General features: G+C 35.0%; 19 protein-coding genes and 1 tRNA gene. 8 read left to right on the plus strand and 12 right to left on the minus strand.

Annotated elements, in window-relative coordinates:
* Positions 1 to 163: 163 nt before the first annotated feature.
* Positions 164 to 1,192: a 4-demethylwyosine synthase TYW1 gene (gene twy1, locus K5790_RS06520; RefSeq protein WP_297593472.1), complete on the plus strand. Its 1,029-nt coding sequence runs from the start codon at positions 164 to 166 to the stop codon at positions 1,190 to 1,192.
* Here the strand turns inward: twy1 and rdgB are convergent.
* Positions 1,152 to 1,718, minus strand: a complete 567-nt coding sequence (gene rdgB / locus K5790_RS06525; protein ID WP_297593541.1) for an RdgB/HAM1 family non-canonical purine NTP pyrophosphatase — start codon at positions 1,716 to 1,718, stop codon at positions 1,152 to 1,154. The two genes, twy1 and rdgB, sit on opposite strands and share 41 nt — an antisense overlap.
* Complete coding sequence (locus K5790_RS06530; protein WP_297593474.1) at positions 1,702 to 2,322, minus strand: KEOPS complex kinase/ATPase Bud32; 621 nt, start codon at positions 2,320 to 2,322, stop codon at positions 1,702 to 1,704. Before K5790_RS06530 ends, rdgB begins: the two co-directional genes overlap by 17 nt.
* A 37-nt stretch (positions 2,323 to 2,359) precedes the next feature.
* On the opposite strand from K5790_RS06530, the gene K5790_RS06535 reads away from it, so the two are divergent.
* Entirely contained in the window at positions 2,360 to 2,686 is a 327-nt protein-coding gene (locus tag K5790_RS06535) for a hypothetical protein (RefSeq protein WP_297593476.1), read from the plus strand.
* Here the strand turns inward: K5790_RS06535 and kae1 are convergent.
* Both kae1 and K5790_RS06545 read right to left on the minus strand, forming a co-directional pair.
* Positions 2,680 to 3,663, minus strand: coding sequence for a KEOPS complex N(6)-L-threonylcarbamoyladenine synthase Kae1 (kae1, locus tag K5790_RS06540; RefSeq protein WP_297593478.1), 984 nt, complete (start codon positions 3,661 to 3,663; stop codon positions 2,680 to 2,682). The two genes, K5790_RS06535 and kae1, sit on opposite strands and share 7 nt — an antisense overlap.
* 1 nt (position 3,664) lies before the next feature.
* Entirely contained in the window at positions 3,665 to 4,852 is a 1,188-nt protein-coding gene (locus K5790_RS06545) for a redox-regulated ATPase YchF (protein WP_297593480.1), read from the minus strand.
* A 73-nt stretch (positions 4,853 to 4,925) separates the two neighbouring features.
* Here K5790_RS06545 and K5790_RS06550 point away from each other — a divergent pair, with 73 nt between their 5' ends.
* Together K5790_RS06550 and tgtA are read left to right on the plus strand one after the other, a co-directional pair.
* Positions 4,926 to 5,474, plus strand: a complete 549-nt coding sequence (locus K5790_RS06550; RefSeq protein WP_297593482.1) for an AAA family ATPase — start codon at positions 4,926 to 4,928, stop codon at positions 5,472 to 5,474.
* 31 nt (positions 5,475 to 5,505) lie between these two features.
* The gene (tgtA, locus tag K5790_RS06555) at positions 5,506 to 7,017 is read left to right on the plus strand and encodes a tRNA guanosine(15) transglycosylase TgtA (protein ID WP_297593484.1); all 1,512 of its coding nucleotides are present in this window, start codon (positions 5,506 to 5,508) and stop codon (positions 7,015 to 7,017) included.
* Positions 7,018 to 7,055: 38 nt separating this feature from the next.
* Here the strand turns inward: tgtA and K5790_RS06560 are convergent, their stop codons facing one another.
* Together K5790_RS06560 and K5790_RS06565 are read right to left on the minus strand one after the other, a co-directional pair.
* A complete protein-coding gene (locus K5790_RS06560) occupies positions 7,056 to 7,358 on the minus strand; it encodes an ATP-binding protein (RefSeq protein ID WP_007403030.1) in 303 nt (100 codons plus the stop codon).
* Positions 7,359 to 7,498: 140 nt separating this feature from the next.
* The gene (locus K5790_RS06565) at positions 7,499 to 7,711 is read right to left on the minus strand and encodes a hypothetical protein (RefSeq protein ID WP_012215921.1); all 213 of its coding nucleotides are present in this window, start codon (positions 7,709 to 7,711) and stop codon (positions 7,499 to 7,501) included.
* A 113-nt stretch (positions 7,712 to 7,824) separates the two neighbouring features.
* Between K5790_RS06565 and K5790_RS06570 the strand changes: the two genes are divergently transcribed.
* The 4 genes from K5790_RS06570 (at position 7,825) to K5790_RS06585 (ending at position 10,433) form a co-directional block, all read left to right on the plus strand.
* On the plus strand, positions 7,825 to 9,090 hold the full coding sequence (locus K5790_RS06570; protein ID WP_297593486.1) for an MBL fold metallo-hydrolase: 1,266 nt from the start codon (positions 7,825 to 7,827) through the stop codon (positions 9,088 to 9,090).
* A gap of 1 nt (position 9,091) precedes the next feature.
* The gene (locus K5790_RS06575) at positions 9,092 to 9,934 is read left to right on the plus strand and encodes a DNA glycosylase (RefSeq protein WP_297593488.1); all 843 of its coding nucleotides are present in this window, start codon (positions 9,092 to 9,094) and stop codon (positions 9,932 to 9,934) included.
* A 33-nt stretch (positions 9,935 to 9,967) separates the two neighbouring features.
* Positions 9,968 to 10,042: transfer RNA gene (locus K5790_RS06580), tRNA-Arg, on the plus strand.
* 40 nt (positions 10,043 to 10,082) lie between these two features.
* Positions 10,083 to 10,433: a hypothetical protein gene (locus K5790_RS06585; RefSeq protein WP_297593490.1), complete on the plus strand. Its 351-nt coding sequence runs from the start codon at positions 10,083 to 10,085 to the stop codon at positions 10,431 to 10,433.
* On the opposite strand, the gene K5790_RS06590 is transcribed toward K5790_RS06585, so the two are convergent.
* From K5790_RS06590 to K5790_RS06615, 6 genes are all read right to left on the minus strand, one after another.
* Positions 10,430 to 10,891 (minus strand): plastocyanin/azurin family copper-binding protein, encoded by a 462-nt coding sequence (locus K5790_RS06590; protein ID WP_297593492.1) that lies wholly within the window; start codon positions 10,889 to 10,891, stop codon positions 10,430 to 10,432. The genes K5790_RS06585 and K5790_RS06590 overlap by 4 nt on opposite strands.
* Positions 10,892 to 10,942: 51 nt before the next feature.
* The gene (locus tag K5790_RS06595) at positions 10,943 to 12,529 is read right to left on the minus strand and encodes a cytochrome b N-terminal domain-containing protein (protein WP_297593494.1); all 1,587 of its coding nucleotides are present in this window, start codon (positions 12,527 to 12,529) and stop codon (positions 10,943 to 10,945) included.
* Entirely contained in the window at positions 12,513 to 13,118 is a 606-nt protein-coding gene (locus K5790_RS06600; RefSeq protein ID WP_297593496.1) for a twin-arginine translocation signal domain-containing protein, read from the minus strand. The genes K5790_RS06595 and K5790_RS06600 overlap by 17 nt, the downstream gene beginning before the upstream one ends.
* A gap of 46 nt (positions 13,119 to 13,164) precedes the next feature.
* Positions 13,165 to 16,959: a S8 family serine peptidase gene (locus K5790_RS06605; RefSeq protein WP_297593498.1), complete on the minus strand. Its 3,795-nt coding sequence runs from the start codon at positions 16,957 to 16,959 to the stop codon at positions 13,165 to 13,167.
* A gap of 31 nt (positions 16,960 to 16,990) precedes the next feature.
* Positions 16,991 to 17,959 (minus strand): methyl-accepting chemotaxis protein, encoded by a 969-nt coding sequence (locus K5790_RS06610; RefSeq protein ID WP_297593500.1) that lies wholly within the window; start codon positions 17,957 to 17,959, stop codon positions 16,991 to 16,993.
* 109 nt (positions 17,960 to 18,068) lie between these two features.
* A complete protein-coding gene (locus tag K5790_RS06615; RefSeq protein ID WP_297593502.1) occupies positions 18,069 to 23,204 on the minus strand; it encodes a hypothetical protein in 5,136 nt (1,711 codons plus the stop codon).
* Between the last annotated feature and the right edge of the window lie 262 nt (positions 23,205 to 23,466).

Raw genomic sequence — 23,466 nt, forward strand, 5'->3', positions numbered from 1 at the left:
ATGGTAAAATATGTATTTTTTTCAATGCCTAAAAATACGTCGAGGATCCAGTTATTAAACCTCACTCTAGAATCAGCTAAAAATCTTTGAAGATTTAGTAAAAAATTCCATGATGGACAAAAATCTCGATCAATTTAAGTAAATGAGATCAAGATTTGAACATATGAGTTGTTCTGGAGAAACAATTGAAGAGGATGATCACCTAATTCAGATCAAACCAACAATATCTGAGCAATTAAAAAAAGCAAAGTATGGTGTTGCAGATCATTCAACAGTCGAGCTTTGTCATTGGACGAAAAAATCTTTCAAGCATGAAGGAAGTTGTTACAAACACAAATTCTATGGAATTTCAACTCATAGATGTATGGAGTTTTCTCCAGCAGGTATGCATTGTGAAAATCGTTGTGTGTATTGTTGGAGACCAATGGAGTTTTATGATTCTCTAAAAATGGATGCTGAACAAGTTGCAGAACCAAAAGATATCCTAATTAAATTAATGGCTGAAAGAAAAAAACTAATCAATGGATATTATGGTGATTCTAGAAACGATAAACAAAGATTAGATGAATCATTGCTACCAAGTCACTATGCCATTTCACTTTCTGGGGAGCCAACTATGTATCCAAAACTACCTGAGCTAATAAAATATCTAAAATCACTTGAAGCAACAAAATCAATATTTCTTGTAACAAACGGACAAGAGCCAGACATGATTCAAAGGTTACAAGATGAGGATGCATTACCTACACAATTGTATCTATCAACTAATGCTGCAGATTATGAGTCATTTTTAAGAATTAACAAACCAAAATATGATGACTCATGGGAAAGATGGAACAGAACTCTTGATATGTTAAAGAATTTGAATACCAGAACAGTTCTACGAATTACTCTAATTCGAGACTTTAACACACAAAAGGAAATGATTCCAGCCTTTGCAGAAATGTTTAAAAAATCTAGTCCACATTTCATTGAGATAAAATCTTACATGCATATTGGTCGTTCAACTAACAGACTAGAGCATTCAAACATGTTAGAAATGGAAGAAGTAAAACAATTCAGTGAAGAAATTATCAAACAAAGTAAAATATTTTCAATCATGGATGAAAGTTTTGTATCAAGAATTTGTGTATTACAAAATAAAGAACGATTTATAGATCGTTGGATTCCTGCCTATCTAAATACCATTTAGAAAATTTTTTTAGTGCTTTGTATCTATGAGATAATTGATTTTTATTTTTTAATTCAGCAAAAGTTTTAGAAGAATTTATTGGTGTAAAGATTGGATCATATCCCCAGCCTTTTCCTTTTAGGGATTTAGAAATTGTTCCACTAATCTTTGCGTTAAATGATTGTAAATTTTTTTTATCACAAAAAGTAATTATTGATTCAAACTTTGCTTTTCTATTATTTTTTAACAAATTAAGAATTCCAACATTACCAATAGTTTGAAAAACATATGATGAGTATGGACCAGGAAATCCAGACAGAGAATCAATAAAAAGTCCATCATCTTCAATAATCAAAGGCTTTTTACATTTTGAAAAAGCATCTTTAGCTTTTTTCTTTGCAATATCTTTCAAGGAATTTGATTGAATTTCCTCTAGTTCAGTTTTGAAAAATCCAATTTCAATTCCAAATGTATTGAGAATTTTTTTGACTTCTTGGTATTTGTGTTTATTAGACGATACAAAGTAAATATCAAACAACTGTTGCATATCTTCCACGACTCTCAATATCTGAGACCAAATTTAGGATTTTTATATAATACTCATTTCCTACTACAGATTTGTATCCTAAAAGGAAATTTTTCCAGGCAGGAATCATAATTTTAGCATGAGCGCTGTTTAGAATTTCTTTAATTAATCTTAAATCAACTGCGTGGTCTTCAGGTTTTATAGTATTTTGTGATAGACCAAAATCAATAACATATACAATATTTTGAAATAAAATAAAATTTGATGTGGTTAGATCACCATGCATTATTCCATTTTTATGTAGCAATCCAACCAATTTTCCAATTTGTTTTGATAATTCAATTATTTTTGATTCAGATAAATCATGAACGGGTTTACCAGGAATTTCTTGCATTGTTATTGAAGTATTATTCATATTTACAAAATAAACCATAGGTGATGGAATGCCAAATGATTTTACATGAGATAACATTTGAGATTCTTTAATTGTTCTTTGCTTTCTGATTTTTGAATCAAGAGAATCATTACGATAGTTCTTAATCTTTCGAATTTTTAGAATGGCTTTAGAGTCTTGCCAAAAAGTTTGATAAATGTCAGCTTCTGCTCCTTTTTTGATTAATTTCATTAACATTATATCTATAGGAATTCAATAAAAATTAACCATGGATGAGGGAGAAAAGAAGATCAAGCAAGAAGATTGTAATGAGGATAATCTAGGTGCAGGAATTCTTACATTAACAAATAAGAGATTAGCATTTGATAAAACAAGATCTAGAATGATGGACTTTTCTAAACAATTTGGTGATACAGTAATTGATGTTTCGCTAGAGAATGTTACTAAAACTTGGAAAGAAGGATTACTAATCAAAAAAGTGTGTTTTACTGCAAAAACCGATAATGGTGAACAAATCTTCAAGTTTGGAGTTTTTAATACTAAAGGATGGTTGAAGAGCATTGAAAACGCAATAAGTGAATTTAAAAATCAATAATCTACTTTAACAGAGTCTAATCTCCATGATTGTGTAACAAAAGTATCTTTGAGATTTACTCCACGCTTAACCTGAGATTCTAATAGACCAGTCCAGCAAATTTGACTTCCACAATCACCTGAATATTTTAAAGGCACCACATAAAATTTGCAATTGTGTCTTTTACATACATCTTGAAGCATTTCAGATAATCTTTTGTTAGCAGCAACTCCACCAACAATCATCAATTCTTTTTTTCCAGTAAATGACAGGGCTCTCTCAACAGTTTCACTTATCATCGCAAAAGCTGTTTCTTGAAGGGAATAACATGCATCATTCTTGCTTTTTTTTGCAATAGATTTTGTTGCAGATAATAGTCCTGAAAATGAAACATCATTTCCCTTAACTGAATATGGCAAAACAATATAATTTGAAGATAAAGATGCCAAGTCTTCAATATTTTTACCACATGGTGAAGCAAATCCAAGAGAGCGACCAAATTGATCAAGTAGTTGACCTAAAGTAATGTCCAGAGTTTCTCCAAAAACTCGCCACTGCTTGTTTAGAAATGCTAGCAACATTGTATGACCACCTGAAACTAAAAGAACAAGAGGATTCGTAGCTCCAGTAAGTAATTTTCCTAATTCAATATGTCCAATTGCATGATTGACAGGATAAATCGGAATTTTATAAAATGAAGATAGAGATCTTGCTACTACTGCACCCACTCGTAAACAAGGACCAAGACCTGGACCTGCAGCATATGAAATAATGTCCAAGTCCTTGATTGTAGTATTTGCTTCTTTTAGACATTCAGATAGAACAATTGAGCTGTTTTCGATATGATGGCGTGATGCCTCTCTTGGATGAATCCCTTCTCCATCATCTGGGCGATAAATTTTTTTTATATCAGAGAGAATCTTGCCTTTCTTGCCTTTTTTTTCTATAATTGCACAAGAGAATGTGTGAGCAGTACTTTCAATTCCCAGACCAAGCATGTTATCCCCTACTTAATGTAGATACAATTTTGATAACATCGCCATTTTTGAGTTTTTGCTCTCCACTGATTCGTTGTTTTGTTTTACAATCAATAGCATGCAAAAATCCCTTTGCAATATCAGCATGAATCAAACCTGCCAAATCTTTTGCAGTAGAATCTTGTGGGATTAATTTGGTGTCAGGTAAAATTTCTCCATCTTTGTTTGTTAGTTTAGTTTCATCCTCTACAGGATAGACTACAATAAATTTAAGAGAATCAAATACAGCAGTATTTAGAATTTTTTGAATGCCAGTAGAAGAAATTTTTGTTAATACAGACTTTACCAATTCAAGTGCTTTTTGCTGAGGAGGTGGAATTTCTTTTCCTTGAACAATATCAAAATCTTCATCCCCTGGTGAGTAGTGTATGATTCCTGCTTTTGCTGCTTTACGTAAAAGGAGTTCAGTTTCAGCACTACAAGGAATTGTGATTTCTGGAATTTTTTTAATTACTTCAAAATCTTTACATAAATCTGCTTTATTTGCTGCAATAATCATGGGTTTAGTACTCTTTCTTAATTCCTTTACAAATCTTTGAATGTCTTCATCTTGCCAATCTTTTGGGTTTTTTGAGATTAGACCCTGTCTTTGTAAAATTTCTTGTACTTGATAGTCCTTTATGCCTAATCCAGTGAATCGCTTTGCAATTCCATCAGTTAGTTTTGCACGCTTTTGATCAATTTCTCTTGTAATCTTATCCCATTCTCGCTTTAAAATATCTGCAAACCATTGATCAAATTCATCTTGAACAAATGCAACGTCCTCTAGAGGATCATGGGTTCCTACTGGAATTGGTTGTCCTTGGATATCAGTTGTTCCTGCAATATCTACAACATGTATCAAAACTTCAGCTTGTCTTGCGTCATCAAGGAATTGATTTCCTAGTCCTTTTCCTTCATGTGCACCAGGAACTAATCCAGCAACATCAATTAGTTTGACTGGAATAAATCTAGTCCCATTAACACATAATGGATTTTCATGTTTTATTCCAAAATGTTTGCAAGCACAATCAGACTGAACATAAGCCACACCAATGTTTGGTTCAATTGTAGTAAATGGAAAATTTCCTGACGCTACAGGTGTTTCAGTTGCAGCTGAGAAAAAAGTAGATTTTCCAACATTTGCTTTACCCAATAGTCCAATTTGCAATATTCTCAAAAATTCAATTCTACTTATTAGTATTGCAGAAATCGTTTAATGTTGATTATACAGTTTTTAGTTAATGTCAATTGCAATTACTGGAAATCCTGGAGTGGGAAAACATAGTATTTCAGATAAAATTGCTCAGAAATTCAATCTAAATGTAATTGACATCAACAAAATAGCAAAAGATTCAGGATTATTTGAAGTAAATCAAAATACTAATGATGTAGATACTGAAAAACTAAAAAAAGTCCTTAAAGAAAAAATATCTAAAAATAGCCTAATCATAGGACATTTAGCTCCATATGTTCTAGAAAAAAATCAAGTGGAAAAAATAATTATTCTGAGAAGAAATCCCTATGAACTTCTCGATGTGTATAAACAAAGAAAGTATAATGATAAAAAAAGTAAGGAAAACACGGGTAGTGAAATTTTAGGCATTATCACCCATGATACAATCAGAGAATTTCAAGAGAAAGCATTTCAAATAGATACGAGTGAAAAAAGCATTCAGGAGGTAACAGAAAAAGCCATCAATGTTATTTCAGGCGATACTCAAACGGAGGAAGTCGATTGGCTTGATTTAGTAACAAAAAATAATGATTTTAAAAAATTTTTTGATGATTGATTAAATAACGTCTTATATTTTGGAAGATCACTTGTTTGAAATATCAAAGACAGATTTAGCTGGAAGGATAGGAACTCTTTACACTAACCATGGAAAGATTGAGACACCAGCTTATGTTCCTGTAATTCACCCAGTAAAACAAACCATCCCATCAAAGAAAATTCGAGATATGGGTTTTGATCTAGTAATTACCAATGCATACATTACAAAAAATAATTATGGAGATGATGCAATTAAAAAAGGAATTCACAAAATCATAGATTTTGACGGAGCAATCATGACAGATTCAGGTGGTTACCAGGTTTTAGAATATGGAGATCTAAAAGTTTTGCCACCAGAGATGGCAAATTTTGAGAAAGGGATTTTAACGGATTTTGCAATCCCACTTGACAAACCAACAGGATTTGGCTTACCAATTAAAAAAGCAGAAGCGTATGTAAAACACACTCTCAAAGTTTCAAAACAAACCCTTGATGAAAAAGAGAATAATGGTCAGATATGGATTGGTCCGATTCAGGGCGGAGAACATTTTGAACTAGTTGCAAAATCAACAAAGAGTCTAGTAGACATTGGATTTGAAATGTTAGCTTTGGGAAGTCCAGTTGAATTTATGGAATCATATGAGTATAGATTGTTGGCTCAGATGATAGTGGCTGCAAAAAAGAATATGCCTCATTCTATTCCATTGCATCTGTTTGGAGCAGGACATCCACTAACCATTCCTTTTGCCGTGGCTTTGGGTTGTGATACTTTTGATTCAGCATCATACATGCTTTATGCAAAGCAATTACGATACATAACTGATGATGGTACTCGTTATTTATCAGATATTTCCACTTTCCCATGCAATTGTGAAGTCTGCTCAAAATACACTCCAGATGAGTTACGTCAGCTTGAGTCAACTGATAAAATCAATCAGTTAGCGATTCATAATTTGTATTCAATAAAACTTGAAGTTGACAGGGTAAAACAGGCAATTCATGAGGGAAGATTATGGGAGTATGTAATGAAAAAGGCAAGGGCCCATCCCAAATTATTTGAAATGGTTGAAGTAATGACCAAAAATTATGAATTTCTAAGTATAACTACACCAAAATTTAAAGAAAAAGCAATTTTTCTTTATGGAAAAGAGGATCAATTCCGTCCAGAGGTTCAATCATATCACAATATTGTCAGAGAATTCAAATCAAAGAAAAAAAGAATAATCATTACCAGTGAGAGCAGCACAAAGCCAGCATATCTATCACATCAATACGTGGGATTAAAAAGAAAAATCAAAGATTTTGAGTCTTTCCAAGTTTGTCAATACAATCCAGTTTTAGGATTGATTCCAATAGAGATTTCAGATATTTTTCCTGCAGCACATCATGAGACTGCCAGAATTGATTTTGACCCAAAAGAATTCTCAGTATTTGAGAATACTTGGAAAAATTTCTTTGATAAAAACAAATTTGAAGAGATACATTATGACAGAAAAGATGAATTTGTAAAACATTTTGTAAAAACTCTACCAAAAAAAATTAAGAAAAAATCATTTGTATAATTAAAAATAAGAAAAAAGAATGTGCTAAAAGATTCAGCTTATAGTGCTGCGTCTTCTGCCCAACCTTTGATGAAGATACCGTTTTTGTGAAGAGGTACTGGTTGTCCAGCGGTGTAATTCATTGGTCTCATCCAAAAGATTGACTTTGTTGGGCATACACCTATGCATGCACCATCAGAAATACATCTTTCTGGATAGAAAACAAATGCTTTACCTCTCTTCCAGCCTTCAACAGGTTTTACTCTAAGGACATCTGGACCAAGAGTTGTACAGATTTCTACACATAGTGCACATCCGATACATCTTTGTTCATCAATGTCTGGAAGTATTGCTATTGGCATTACAATTACAAGATGGCTTGGAGACTATTTAAACCATGATTGAAATTCATAACCCTGTTATGAAATAGATCTATGAAAAAATATGCGCAGAATTTAGATTCGAAAATCTAAAAAACAAAAAGATAACGTGTTTTACACGTTTATTTTCTCATTGCGTCTATTTGACCAGAAGTAACCCAGTCAAGTAATTCAGCAGAAGAAGGATTTAGGTCTGCTTTCTGATTCATCAGATTGTTAACCCAAATCCAGTTAATTTGGTTTAGGAGTGGTTTGTTTGCTTCGTCACCTGCACGTGTTTTAGCGACGACGGCTTGATCTTGTTGTCCTAACCATTCTTGGAAGCTTCTTCCCATGAGGATCGGATCTTAGCTTACACTAATTAAAGCTTTTGTAGATTCCATAACAGGCATAATGATCGGTCTAATGCTAAGAAGGTTTTAACGTCGTCTTAAATTCACTTTAATTCTTGAATGTTAAAGTTTTAGGAGCTGCAAATGAAGTTGGCAGATCTGGTTTTTTAGTTGATTGCAATGGAACTAACCTGTTACTTGATTATGGAGTATTATTTGGAAGAAGAGGAACACCACCCCAATATCCTGTTCATGTAAAACCAAAGGATTTGGATGCAATAATTATCACACATGCACATCTTGATCATTCAGGAAATGTACCATCACTTTTTGTAAGTGGAAATACTGATGTCTATGCAACTCCACCAACCTTTGATTTATCAAAATTATTAATTGAAGACATGCTAAAAATTGAAAAAAATTCACACCCATTTGATATTCCTGAACTAAATAATATGATGAAAAATGCCAAAGAAATTGGTTTTAAAGAAAAAATTACCAAAGGAAATGCAACTTTTGAATTAAGAGAGTCAGGACATGTGATTGGTGGAAGTACAGTATTAGTGGAATCTGAAAAAAAGCGTCTATTCTATACAGGTGATATAAAGACAAATGGTTCACGAATGCTTCGAGAGATGGATTTGGATATTGGTGAGATTGACTTGCTAATTACTGAGAGTACTTATGCAATGACTGAGCAAAGACCTAGAAAAGAAACTGAAAGGGAATTAATTGAATTTGCAAATGAGGTAATGGATAGAAAAGGAACACTGTTTATTCCATCTTTTTCAGTTGAACGCTCTCAAGAAATTGCATGTATTTTAAAGAGTGCTAACTTTAAACATAAAATCATCATGGATGGAATGGCATTAAAAGTAAACGAGATAATGTTTAGACATCCAGATTATTTACGAGATCCTAAAGTTTTCTCAGAAGCAATCAAAAGTGCTGTATCAATCAGAGAACATAATGAAAGGAAACATGCAATGGAAGAGCCATGTGTTGTAATTTCACCTGCAGGAATGTTAGTGGGAGGAAATGCAGTGTATTATTTACAACAACTTTCATTTGATGATAAAAACGGAATTGCTCTTGTCTCGTACCAAGGAGAAGGAACTCCTGGAAGAAAATTACTTGAAACTGGAAAAGTTTCCTCACGGGGTAAAGATATTCATGTTACTGCTGAAGTAAAACAATTTGATTTTTCTGGGCATGCCGATAGAAATGAATTATTTGATATGATCAAACAGATAAAGGGAAATCCTAAAGTGTGTACTGTTCATGGAGACACTGAATCATGTGAATTATTTGCAAAGGAAATTAATGAGAAATTTGGGTTAGAGACTATCGCTCCGAAAGTCAATGATGTAATTTCAGTATAATATGCAAAAAAAGTATACAATAAATGTAGATATTTCAATTAATAGTGGCCAAGTTTTTCTTTGGAGAAAATATCAGGATTATTGGTATGGGGTAAATGGACAAAATGTTCTAAGGATTGATAATTTAGGTAAAATCAAATCATATCAAAATAAATCCATTGATTTTTTTAGAAATAAAGACAACACAGACCAAATAATAAAATCAATTTCAAAAGACAAGGTAACAAAAAATTCCGTAAAAAAATATTTTGGTTTAAGATTAATGGATCAAGATCCTTTCCAATGTTTGATTTCATTTATTGTGTCTTCAAATTCAAATATTCCAAAAATTAAACAAAGCTTAGAATGTATTTGTGCAAGATTTGGAGATAAGATAAAATTTGACAATAAGGAATTTTTTTTATTTCCAACACCCGAAAAATTATCTCAAGCGTCAATTTTTGAAATTAAAAAATGCGGAGTTGGATATCGTGCAAAATTTATCAAAGAAGCTGCAAAAGTAGTTGTTTTAAAAAAAATAGATTTTGAGGAGTTAAGAAAAACAAACTATTCTGAGGCTAAAAAACATATTTGTAAAATTCCAGGTGTTGGAAATAAAGTGGCTGATTGCGTATTATTATTCTCATTAAATAAACTGGAATCTTTTCCATTAGATAGATGGATGATTAAAATTTTAGAGAAATATTATTTGGATGAATTTAAAATAATGACAAAAACCATTACAGAAAAACAATATGAAATATTACATGAAAAAATTGTAAAACATTTTGGCCCCTATGCAGGATTTGCGCAACAATTTCTCTTCAAAATGGAAAGAGAAAATTACAAAAAAAAGTGGCTGTAAACCCTTAAAATGGCAATTAATTGCTATGTTTTTGGGCCTATAGCTCAGCATGGATAGAGTGTTGGACTTCTAATCCAATGGTCAAGGGATCGAAGCCCTTTGGGCCCGTTTAACAAAATTATTTATTCTAAATTAATTAGGTATTCTCGTGAAGGATATAGATTTTAAATTAAATTCTACAGATATTCATCCAAACACAGAGATAAAGGGAGTAATTTCAGTATCTTATCCAGGAAGATATGATGGAGTTGTAATTAATACTCAAATTTCTGATTCAAATGAGCACATTATTTACAAATCATATAATGGGAAAAATATCTCTCAAAATGTTTCAAGATTGTTTATCAACAAAGATGTAATGCCTGATAATACTGCAGAGTTTACTGCACTAATTCAATTTGAACCAAAGCAAGAACATGAGATAAAATTCAGAGCATCAATTATTGAACAACACAAAGAAATTGAAAGTCAGATAATTTTTGCAAAATATTCTGTCTAGAATCTACTCTTTTCTACAATTAAAGAACCAGTCATCCATGGATGTGGTTGACAGTGGTAATGAACTTCTTGTGGTTCTGTAAATAGAAATTCATATGTATCGCCAGGTTTGAGAACACCAGAAGACCCAAAGTCACCACTATAAGCATCGGCATGTCTGTGATCAGGAGTTACAGTATGTGCAGTATCATCCATGTTTTCCCATATCACTCTATTATTAATTGTCAATAAAACTTCGGCCTTATTTGGAACATAGTTTTCATTTCCCTCGATTACGGCACCTGGAACTATTTGAATTATCAAATCTTTTTCTGGATGTAAAATATGTTCATCAACTGAAGGTTTTGCAAGGGATTCTGGAAGATAAAATGAAGTGTAAAAAACTACAGTAGCTGACATGCCAATGATTAGTGCAATTACCCCAATACCGTATGCGTGACTGGATGTAGGCGCACTCATAATTTTTTTACTCTCCCAAGTTCTTATAAAGCTTGTTTAGGATTTTTGGAATCATGGTTTTTGAATATCATTAGAACCAAGATTTGGATTAGTATTTGTACCAACTCCTAGATCTGCTTGTGTCTTTGATACTGAAACTTCTGGAGCTAATTCTTTAAGTTCCGGTTTTGTTTCAGAGTCAGATTTTCCTTCGGGTAATTTGCTTAGTTCAGAAGATGCAGCTGGTTCGGCAAGTTTTGGTTTTTCATCTTGGACTGGTACTGGTGGGGGTGGGGGTGCATTCTTTTGTTGACTCATTGCATATCTGTAGACATGGAAGAATGCAGCAAACACTAGCAGAATAATTCCAATGAAGAACAAAGACACATTTTTCATTCCAGTTAATGCTGCATTGTAAGCTGCAATGTTTAGGAAGACTTGGAATGCCAATAATGCAACTAGTACCCAGTTTATCCATTTTTCTGAAAGATTAATTGTTGCAACCTTTTTTGGGCCTGTACTTTTTGCAAGCTTTGACTTTCTTTCAGCTTCGTTTGCAAGTTTAATCATCATATAGGTAAATCCAAATCCTAATGGAACCATCAAGATCATAGTAGAATAGAAGAATATTGGATCAATTACCAAACGCTCTACTAGTGGGACTGAAATATCTGGCGATATATAGAATCCCCAGTATGTGGTTACCATAATTTGTGCAAGGCTAGTAATTCCAAATGCAGTAATAATTGGTCTATCTCTCCAAGAGAATTTCTTGTATCTGTCTATGAATGGAATTAATACAAATGATATGATAAACAGCAATGGCCACAGTAATCCTGTGACAAATTTATCGTATTGAGTTCTCATGAATGCATAAATTCCTGTCAGATACCATTCGGGAACAGTAACACCAGGCGGTACGGTAGGCTCAAACTTGAAGCCCATATCAATAGGGAAGACACCGCCAGTGATCAGAATTGCACCGCCAATTGCCATTACCATTGGAACATCAAATACTAGGAATCTTGGGAAGTGAACTGCCATTAATCCTAGCATTACAATTGGTAGTAAGAACACATGTTGTGCATAAAATCTCAATACAAAATCCGAGAACCCACTTCCAAGTGCTGCATCACGAATCGTCGGTCCTGCAACAGGTATTGAAGTGGTTAATGACGCTGCAATACTGATTGCTAGTTCTGCTCTTTCACTAAAAATTACATCATATCCTGTAAATGCTTCAAGAATTGTTACTACTCCAAGAATGACACCAGTCATCCACAATACTTCGTTTCTTATTTTGTATCGTCCACTAAAGTATTGATAGTACATATGAAGAACAGCTAAAAGCACCATTGCATTAGAACCATGATAGTGAATGTTTCTAATGTGAAAACCAAATGGAACCTCATCGTTGATGAATTGAACACTATCCCATGCCCTATCTAATATTGGTTGATAGTAAAACATGAGAAGAGCTCCAGAAACACCTAGAATAATAAATACAATAAAAGTAAGCATTCCCAAGAAACCAAATGGACTTACAAATCGAGCGGGAAATGAAAACTTGATTCCAGTAAAAATTGTCCTATCAATTCCATCCCATAACCAGTAGAAGAAGCCTACAGCTCCTGTTCTACGTTTAAGCGAAACGGCCATATCCTATTACTCCATTTTCATGTGCATCAAACTTTGGTGGCATGATAAAAACAAATCCATCTGAATCAATCTCCAAAGTAAGCTTAGCTAAAGTATTTGATGGTGCAGCTTGTACTGAGGCAGGTCCAATAAAAGCTGTTCCAGTAACAGGATCATACATACTTCCATGACAAGGACACTCTCCTCTCTTTCTTCCTTCATCAGGCCAATATTTCCAAAGACACCAAAGATGTAAACAAATCATACTATAAGCTCGTAAAGCACTTGTATCTTTTTTTGCACCACCCAATTCTTCTGGGAGTCTAATGAATTGCCATTTACGGAATGCTTCTGCATCAAGTGCAGCATCGCCAGTTGAAGGGTATGTAATTACTTCAGCATGATTAACTGGATAAGTATTGATATTTGCCTGAGTGCCATCGGGTAAAATTACAGGAACTTTTTCTAATGAAGCCTGGTTTGGATTTGGCATGAAATTGCCAAATGGGACAAATGGTGCAAAAGCTAAGCCAGTACCTGCAGCACCGATTAATTTTAGAAAGTCTCTACGCGATAATCCGCCAGACTTTTTTGTCCCCAGCTCTGACATTCAAGCTGACGTACTCGCCAAATTGCTTATAAACCTTGTTCAATATTCAAGGTGATTTTTGTCTAATAATAAAAACACAAGTAATTCCGATCGCAATTCCAATGACCAGACCAATTGCAATACCCGTGATAAGTGAAGAATCAGAATTTTCAACAGGAATAGATTCTTGAGATAAAGTTTTTGTTTCAGAAATCATATCAGAGTCTTCAACTGATGAAATTGTTGGTTCTGAAACTTCTTCGACAGGTTCTATTGAAATTATCATTTCAGGAGAGATGTTAGTGAATTTTGCAGCTAATGTTATTGGCTCAGTTGTAGAATTTCCACCAAACAAAGTAGAATGAGTTAAAATTGTATATGTACCTGTTTGATTAATTGGCACATATAATACCGTTGAAGTATCATCTTTATTTTTTACAGGAAAGAATCCACCACCTTGACTAAAAATAGAATTGCCTAACCAATCAAGTGATGTCCAACCAAGAAAATGACCAAATACACCAGAAGGAACATTTGTTTGAATTATTTCTCCGGTTGGATCCATAACAAAAACTGCTAGATTAGTATCATCATGTTTCCATGAAAGCTCAATTGATACAGAATTAATAGATTCATTTTGAACATCAAAATAAAACTGACGCCAATCACCTGCCATATAGCGATTAACCATATCAAATGCACCTTTTGTATATCCATTGCCATAAAGAACATCATCGCTTTGTTTTCCTTGTATCAAAATTGCAGAATCATTGTCAATAATTGGGTGCTTTACAACAAATGATACGGGAGCATTTACAGAATGTTTATCGCTTTCAAATTTTAAAAATCCCTGATAGATACCTGTCTGCAGATCATTAGGAACAACCAGTGTAACATCAATATTTAGAATGTCTTTTGGTGGAACTAGAACAGTCTGAGAATCAGGCCAAATCATCGACCACTTTTCTTTTTGATAGTAACTAGCTGAAATGGTATAATCCATTGAAGTTGAATTCTGTTTTGTATCACCTAGCCAGTAAGAATATCTAGTTGGTACAGGATATACACCAATTAATGGTGTACCGTCAAATTTTTCTGAGGGATCTGAAACTCTTAATTCTTGAACAGTTCCCCAAGAACCTGCTCTATTAACTAGAGATAATTCAGAGCTTGTAATTTTTGTATCATTATTACTATCAATCCAATCATAAAGATATAATGAAGATATTTTGATATCATCTGCATATACCTTTGCAGTGTCATTCATAAATTGACTAAATGGAAAATTAACATTTAGAATTACTAGAGACGATTCATCAAGAGTTGGATTCTCCTTGTAAAAATAATCTCCAAGTTTAGTAGTATTTTTAACATCAGATAACTTAACATAGTTTGGGATAAAAGCATCAGTTTTATTTAGAAGTGAGTCTTGCTGACGTACAACAGTTGTTCCATTATATTGTGTTTTTTTAATTAATGAAAGCATTTCAGACTTTACGTCAATTGTTAATGTTTCATTTGTTGGATTTTTTATTGTAAATGTAGTTGTAGTTCTCTCTCCAGGTGATAATTGTCCTGCAAACCAACTAGTCATAGGAAATGATTTGTCTGATAGTTGGAATTTTTCAAATCCTATAGATGTAGTATTGAATTTTGCAATTGCAGGATCAAGAATTTTTTTAATGTTATCATATGATTTGTCATTATAAACAATGAATTTTCCATCATCACCATGAACATAGTTTAGTGCTGATTCTACATTTGCAAGACCTGAACCCTGAGTAAAGGGATCATTGTTAAGATCAGTGGCAGTTGACATCAGAATATTTTTTATCATAAAAGAATCATAATCTTGGGATTCTTTTTTCATTTCTTCCATTAATAATGCTGCCATACCAGAAACTAATGGAGCAGCCATACTAGTTCCACCAAATAACGAAAACGATTCATTCTTGGAATCTTTATTGACTTTGATTACATTTGATGGAGTAAATCCATGAGCACCAATACTCATTACATCAGGCTTTGGATCACCAATTATTCCAGGACCTCTACTTGAAAAATCAACTACGTGATTATAATGAGATGTATCATTTCCAAATCGCGGTTGATCTTTGAATGGACCATAACCTACAAACACGTTATTAGTTGTTGCACCAACTGTTATTCCAAATGGTGACGCATTTGGTAATCCTATCGTTCCATATCCATGTCCAGAATTTCCAGCACTTGAAATTATTGTAATACCAGGATAATTTTCATCCAAAGAGTTTGGAGTTACAAGTACACTTAGAATCAAAGACAAAACATCCATGCCAGGTGATGCCTTAAATGATGGAAAATTTGAAACACCCCAGCTATTTGAAATAATATCTACTCGCGGTTTTCCTGAAAATTTCCATTCATGGTCTTTGTTTTCAAATCCGGCAGCCCATAACCATCCATATACAGTATCACCAAACCAAAGTGCTTTAATGGGAACAATTTTTGCATCTGGAGCTACGCCCGTTATAGAATATTTTTTAGAGTTATTGTAAATATCATATGTCTCTTGACCACGTGAAGTAATAGATGCAGCACTTGATGTTCCATGTCCCATAAAATCAGCCATTATTCCAAAAAACTCCCCATCAGGATCTAATGCAGGAAGCAATGTACCATTAACTGCCTTTAGGACATCATCAACATTAGTAGAATTATTTTTAATTACACCATATACATCAAGAACTTGTGCACCAAGTGTTCCTGCACTATAATCATTTTTTCCATCTTTGTTAGAATCATAAACAAAAAATTCTTTTCCACTACCCAATACAATTGGCTTTTCATCAGTAAAATCAAAATCATAATTAGGTTTTTGACCAGACTTCAAGTCAAATCTAGTATAGTCTTCCCAAGAAGTACTTAGATCAGGAATTACAGTATCATAAACGCCTGCAGTAAAAGAATCGACTACAAGTACAGGTACAACTTGTATTCTAGCTAATGGTCCTTGTAAACCTCCTTGATAAATCACTCCAAGATGATAGATTCCACTTTTTGATTTGATATAGTTTCTATTATCGTGACCAATTTTCATGTCTTCGGTAAGAGTACCATTAAAAATTACTGTTGAGCCAAACTGAGGATAAAATGAATTATAGATTGGAATTTGACTTCCTTTACCACCTTTTGAAACATCAAGAAAAACACCATCCTTTGTAACATATGCTTTTGAAGTCATGTCTGATGGTATCGGTTTTGAATAATTCCTAATGATTTCATTTTTGTCAATGAATGCAAAAAAAGTTGCATTTGTTAGGACAATTCCTTGTCCGTCAGGATCTAGCATTATTGGATGGTTAATTTTATCTCGGGCTAGCGAGTGTTGAATATCAGGATTTGAAAAATCAACCCCAGTATCAACAATACCAACAAGTACATCTTTTCCAGTTGTACCATATTTTTTGGTGGATTCACTAGAACCCGTAATCATACCAATTCTAGATGCATCTTGAATTGTTTGATTTGATAAATGGTAATCTAATTTAAAATCTTCAATCACATGATAGCCTTGAGAAGATAAAGATGACGCATCTTTTTCTGAAAGAACTGAAATGTAAAAAAAACCATTATCAGAATTGATCCCTGTAATTGATTTATTTTTTATAAAATTATCTACATCTCCACTTCCAAAAATCAGATATCTTTTAAAATTATTTTCAGTGAAAAAATTAGAATCTATATCGACAACTCCTGTATCAAACATAATAGAACTTTGTAAATCATTCACATGAACTAGATCACCAGAGATAGATGCAAAAGAATTTGAAAACACGGGGGAGAAAAGAAGAACAATAAAGAATAAAGCCGCTTTGGGCATTAGTTAATTTTTATTTCCAGCATTATTATAACTATCTTCTTCTAGCAATTATTGTTATTTGTAGTGCAACTATAATTCCAATCGAAGCAATGATTGGAAACAATAATGAGTTTAGTTGTGATGATGCTTCACTGATAAATTCCACAGATGTAGAAATGGTACCAGTACTCTCATCTATTTTATTACTTGCTCTCTCCAACGTATTATCAAATCCTTCAATTTCTAATTTTAGGATGTCAAGTTCGTTTGATGTCTCATCAAGAATTGAATTTAGTTTAATTATTTGTTCAGAAATTCCTCCTAAATCCTGACTAAGTACATTAGTTGCAGCTGAGCCATGAGATGTCGTTCCTTGACTAAATGCAACTACATGAAACACATGTGTTCCAACTTCTCTAGGCGTATAATCTACATAGTATAATCCCTGATGTAGAGTCTTAAATGAATTTGATAATGGTACAGATATTCCTGATGGGAGATGAACATGTGTAGTTCCAAGTAATTTTGTTGGCTCACTTCCTATCAAAAGGCCATCACTTGTTGTTTGCACAAAAACTCGAATTGGTTGATTTATGGCTGCAGTTTCTGGAGCAAAAACTAGTGTATTTACAAATCTCTCAACTGGAACATCCAGTAGTTCAGTTGTTGATGAAAACTTTACATCAATTTTTTTGGACAAACCATTTTGTTCAGTGCTAATTACTTCAACAGTATATGTCCCATATGGAAAATTTGTTGATGGTTGCGGCCATGTTAGCAAATTGTAATTAAATGAACCATCTTCATTAGTTGATATTTGATCAAACTTTGCAATTGTCTCATCAGGTGCAAATAATCGAATAATTAGATTTTCTTCAGGCAATCCAGTTCCATAAACTTGTAGGTTGTGAGAGGGAGCATACACTTTACTGTTTGTAGATAAATCAAGTTCTGAAAAGGAATTTGGAATACCAACTATCAATAATACAAATATTAAAGAAAATAAAATTTGTAATTTCAATTTATTTAATTCTGATTGTTCTCCTAGATATTACTTCTGGAAAAATAGTCTATAACTTACGTTAAGAGATATTCAAAAAAAAGAAAAAAAGGGTAATGTGAACTAGTTTTTAACTTACAGTAATTGTTGTGCTGACTGGTGGTGATAATGCCGTTGGATTATCAACAGACTCCCAAACAAATGCAGTTGCACTATAAGTGCCTGCTTGATCTGGAATCCATGATAATGCTGGGCTGAATGATTGACCAGCTGACAATGAACCTGTAATCCATGCTAGTGAGACTGTAACACCGTTACCATCCTGGATCTGTACCAAGTATGCAAATTGTTGCTCTCTATCCTGACCATTTGCTAAGTCGGCTGTGATTTGTACCTGTTGGTCTACTTTAACAGTGCTTAGACTGTTACCGAAGGCATCAACGGTTCTCAAGTTAGAAGCTGGTGCTCTCTCGAGAGGTGGTACAACAGTACCGATTAGCGAAGTGGCAGTAATATCAAGTTCATCTGCAGTTGTGTATGGATCAGGTAGTGTATTGTCCTCATATTCTGCGGTGACAGTGTCACCTTCTGCGACTCTGAGTCTGTGACCAGAAGATTCATCAGTTACTGTGAAGAACACAGTTCCCTCGAATATTCCAGTTGCCTCATTAGTCTCAGTTACAGTAAGGTCAATACCTCCGGCATCGGAGTCAGACCACACATCGACATCGAAGTTGTCGACGGATTCTGGATCTAAGTTCATGTCTGGATCAATTATTCTTACAACACCTGTACCGCTAGCTGGATAGCTTGCTTCAAGCCACTGAACCTCACCGATGTTCCATCTGATTAGTGATGAACCAACTACAGTTTCATCCTCTGAGAATTCAAAGGATACTGTAATACCGTCATCATCATCAGATTCGATGTATCCGCTAGTTGGTCCAGAACCTGTGGTTCTTGGATTAGTATCGGATCCACCTTGTGTTGAATCACCAGTTGATGATTTACCATCAGCATCATGTACGAAACCGGTAAGGATAACCTCACCAGTAAAGATGCCTGTGTCAGTACCAGTTTCTACAAGTTTGTAGTTATTTAGTTTGTGTCCTCGGGTTGAGATCTTGATTGGATCAGTATCTGTATCTCCGATTTCATCAACTAAGTTACTATCAAAGTTGTGGTCTGGTGCGACGATGGTAATGTATACTTTATCAGTCCATGAGTAGACTTTTTGGTCAAGCTCTACAGTTGCTCCGAAGTTTGAAGTAAAGATTGTCAAGTTGACATCTTCATCTTCATCTCCTACATAGTCAGATCCGGATGGACCCCAGTCGGTATACTCGAGAACAATTTCTTCTCCTCTTTCTAACTTATCACCAAGTAATATATCAGGAATTTCGATAACAATCTGGAAGATACCAGTACTGTCACCTGTTTCTCTGAAGTTAAGTGGTTCTGGATCGAATTTTCCTCCTGAACCGCCAAGTGTACCCATAGATATGGTTGCGGCATCAGAGTCCCATTCGATTAAGTCCAATGAATATGTCTCAGCCTGATCATTGTCCAAATCAAGGTCTGGCTCAATGAGGGTCAAGATCATATCAGATCCTATAATATACACAGATTTGTCAGATTGCAATACACCGTTTCTTAGGTCAAAGGTAGCAGAATCTGTAACAGTATTGACATCACCTGATGCATCGGCTGGATCAGTATATTCTACTTGGAGAATATCTCCTTGTAAGATACAATAATCAGTACCGGCTGCTGGTGCTTGGTCAAATCTCTTATAGACATCTGTTCCTGCTACACCGCCAATTGCTACATAAGATGTAGTGTCTGGACAGGTGGAGCTTGCTGGACCATCGGTATATCTAATTAATATGTCAGATTCAAATATTCCTGCATCTGGTGCGATTTCTTCCATTGGACCAAATTGTCTGATGTTTGTAGACTTAGTAGCATTGTTGTTTCCAACATCTATTTCGCCTGGAACAGCAGATGGACCGCCGGCATAACCTAGTACGACTACTGATGAACCTCTGATAACAGAGAGTTTAACAGGTCCTACTTGGTTTGCTGGAAGTGCAGCTGCGACATTTTGTGCAATGGCATCTTCACCACTTGCGGATATATCGAAATCTGGGTCATTAACTCTAACGTGGACAGTTAAACCACCTTTTGATAAGAACTCACCAGAAGTTGTCAATCCAGAGGTACCATCCATTGCTGTTTGGTGTACTGGGAAGACAGATCTTCCATTTGGTGTAGTGTTAGTGTCAGGGGTTGCAAATCTCTCCGGAATACCAAATGGTACTGGATAGACTGTTCTGTCTAGACTGACTGATCCGGTGTTTGCGCGAACTCCTGCGCCATCACCTACTTCAATGGTTTCACCAGATGCGTCTCTAAAGTCAACATAGTTAACTTCAATGTCGAGTCCGGTTACTGATTCAGAAGCAGATGAAGTTGATCTACACCATGCTGATGGAATTTGGAAGTCACCAACGAAGATACCAGTTTCTGTTCCTGTCTCAATTAGAGTAAATCCAGTTGCGGCAAGGCCAGAATCAACACCTGTAGGCAAGCTACAGGATCCTCCTACGTTAGCAGCAGTCCAAAGTAAGTCATCAAATGTGACATCTAACAATCTACCTAACAGTTCACCATTTACGAGTGTAATGGATGTACCATTGTTTATTGCTGCAGTAGCACTTCTAGTACCACTTCCAACAATATCTCTAAGTGGATCACCTGGGTTTGAGACTGTTGTATAGATATCAATAAGATCAGAGTCTACGTTAAGGTCTGCGTCTTCTAGTGTAATTGTAACTGTGTCAGCATTCTTGTAACTGGATTGATCAAATGATACAATACCAGAGTGAGATGGAGCTTCTTGTTGATCAGCTACTTGTGTTGATACACCATCGGCACCTAAGTCAAGATAATTGACTCTTGGAGAGTCTTCATCTGTTAGGTCTTCAATTACGATGAAACTTGGATCATCGGCAATTGGAGATAAGCCTAGGTATGTATTTGCATCAAGTATGTTTATCTGATTGACCATGATAAACTCCAAGCTACCTGCAAAGGTGCTTGTGTTATCACCAGTCTCTTCTAGTTCCAATCTGATGAGTTGGTTGGCGATTCTCTCACCTGCATCCAATCCATCATTTACGAAACCGAAGCTGAAGAAGTCTGCTACCACTGCGTCAGTTTGATCTGGAATTGCTGGGCTTCCAACTAACGTACTGCTAACAAATGCTAGACCAACGTTATTTGTATTACCAACGGTTCCAGAATAAATTAAGTCATTAGTGGCATTAGGGATTTGGATTAAACCTGATTGCGGACTTACGTCATCTGCAATAAGTAATGCTCCTACTGGTACTGTATCTTCAATTAAACCAGTGGTAGAATTAACGATACGTGTAGTACTGTTCAGTAGATAGACATCAAATGTTCCTGTTGAACTTATACCTCTAACATCTATGTTGAGGAAGTTAAATCCATAGAAATCATCCTTGTCTAAAACTGTGCTGTGCAAATCATCTAGATCTGTACCTATATCTACAACAAGTGTATCAACTGCAGTTAAACCAGTACTGTTTACAATTGCTCTTTGACTGAATGTTTGTACAGTCACGTTTGCAATTTGAGTATCGGTAACTGTTGATATCTCACTTGCTCCAGTAAGACCAGGCCATACAATGTATGCAGCACGAGCTACGGTGCCTGAACCTGTACCTGTTTCACCAAGAGTAAATGGATCACCAGTTCTAAGAGCTGGAATCAAATCTACTGCTGGATCGTTTAGATCAAGGTCTTCATCGGCTCTGCTGTTTTTGTTGGCATCAGAGTCAACTAAGACTATTGGAATCTCTTCACCAGAGTTCCATTCATCATCAGTTGCCTGAATGTCTATTGTTGCAAATCCAAATCCTACAAGAATTGTAACTGGGCTTTCGTTGTAATCAATAGAAGCAGATTTACCCCTTGGGGCAGTTTCTGATACTTTGATTGCAGATTTATCTCCCTCATCATAAGTACCGAATACACCACTGTTTGGTCCTTGTTCAGTTACTGTGACTGGAATAGAATTAATCCCTATCTGCAAGGTTGTTGCAGTAGCTGGATCTTCTGAAGCAGTCAAAATCTCTGAATCTTCGTTATCTTGAATGGTAACGATAGCAGAACCTGTGGATTGTACGTCAGTATTTAGTAGGAGTACACAATTATCCTCACACATCAAGGATGATAATTGTGGAGCAATGTTGATAACACCACCTGTGATGGCATCACCTGCTGGTGCTCCGTTTTCATCAAATACTTGATAGTATGTAGCTGGACTTGTGCTGTTTGCTGCCCATGTCCAAGAGTCCTCATCTGTTGGGTCAATATTGAGCCAAAGATCAGTAATCGTGGCATGTACTTGTGAACCTTGTGGATAGTTTGCTCTATCTAAGCTTACACCGGCAAAGTTGTCAACAGTATCAAATGTGAGTGTTGTTGTTTGAACACCACCACCTTTGTTGTACTGTACGACTACGTTACCAGTTGGGTTTAGAGTATATAGTTGAACAAATGGCCATAATCCGTTTAGATCTGCTTCAGTTCTGTCAGTATCATATCCAATTTGTCCTATTGGGACAAGTGAATTGATATTGACATCTTTTGCTTCTCTAACAACATTAGATGTTCCATTAGGTCCACCGAGGGCATATGATGCACAATCAGCATTTGTTGCTGTTAGTGGTACTGGTGGATTAACTCCAACAGACATATCTCCTGCTGTGACGTTTAATGGAAGTGCGACTCCAGAGGTTTCAGTAACTGAGAAACCCAGTGTTGTGCCAGCAGTACCTGCTGAACAGAACACACCAAAGTTCAAGCCTACGGCTTGTCTTGGTGATACTGAGACTGTAGAATCTGCGATTAGTGCCATGTTTCTATCTGCAAAGTAACCATACCAGTTACCGTCGACGGCTTGAGTCATTCTGAGCTTTTTGCCGTTTACAGTAACGTCTGGTTCACCTTTAGCCTCATCAGTATCATTGATATCGCTATCAATGACTACGACCTCAATTACTTGAGGTCCTGACATATAGTTATCAAACTGTGAGTTTTCTGCGGATACAAAGAGGTTGGCGTTGGCAGCATGTGCAGCTGGCATTACACCAGGAATTGCAAATGTCATACCACCGGCAACCATAATTGTCATTAATGTAAGACTAGTTATTTTACGTCCTAATTCGTTGTTCATGTTATTGACCTTTTTCTTGAAAGTTTGTATTTAAGCCTAATGGACAAATTGTCCACAAATGGAAGGATTTTTGAAGTTTTTTCATGCCTATTGGAATTTTCGTATAATTTTTTGATCGCTTGATGTAATTTTTACATTTTTGTGGTTTTTTTGGTACTTTGTATGCTAAAAATTCTTCATTTCATATAACTATTATGTAAATATTTTAAAGTATTTGGCAGTTTTAATACTTCTGATCCTATAGAAACCAAGATAATTGTCT

It is taken from the genome of Nitrosopumilus sp. (assembly GCF_025698945.1).
Classification (GTDB): domain Archaea; phylum Thermoproteota; class Nitrososphaeria; order Nitrososphaerales; family Nitrosopumilaceae; genus Nitrosopumilus.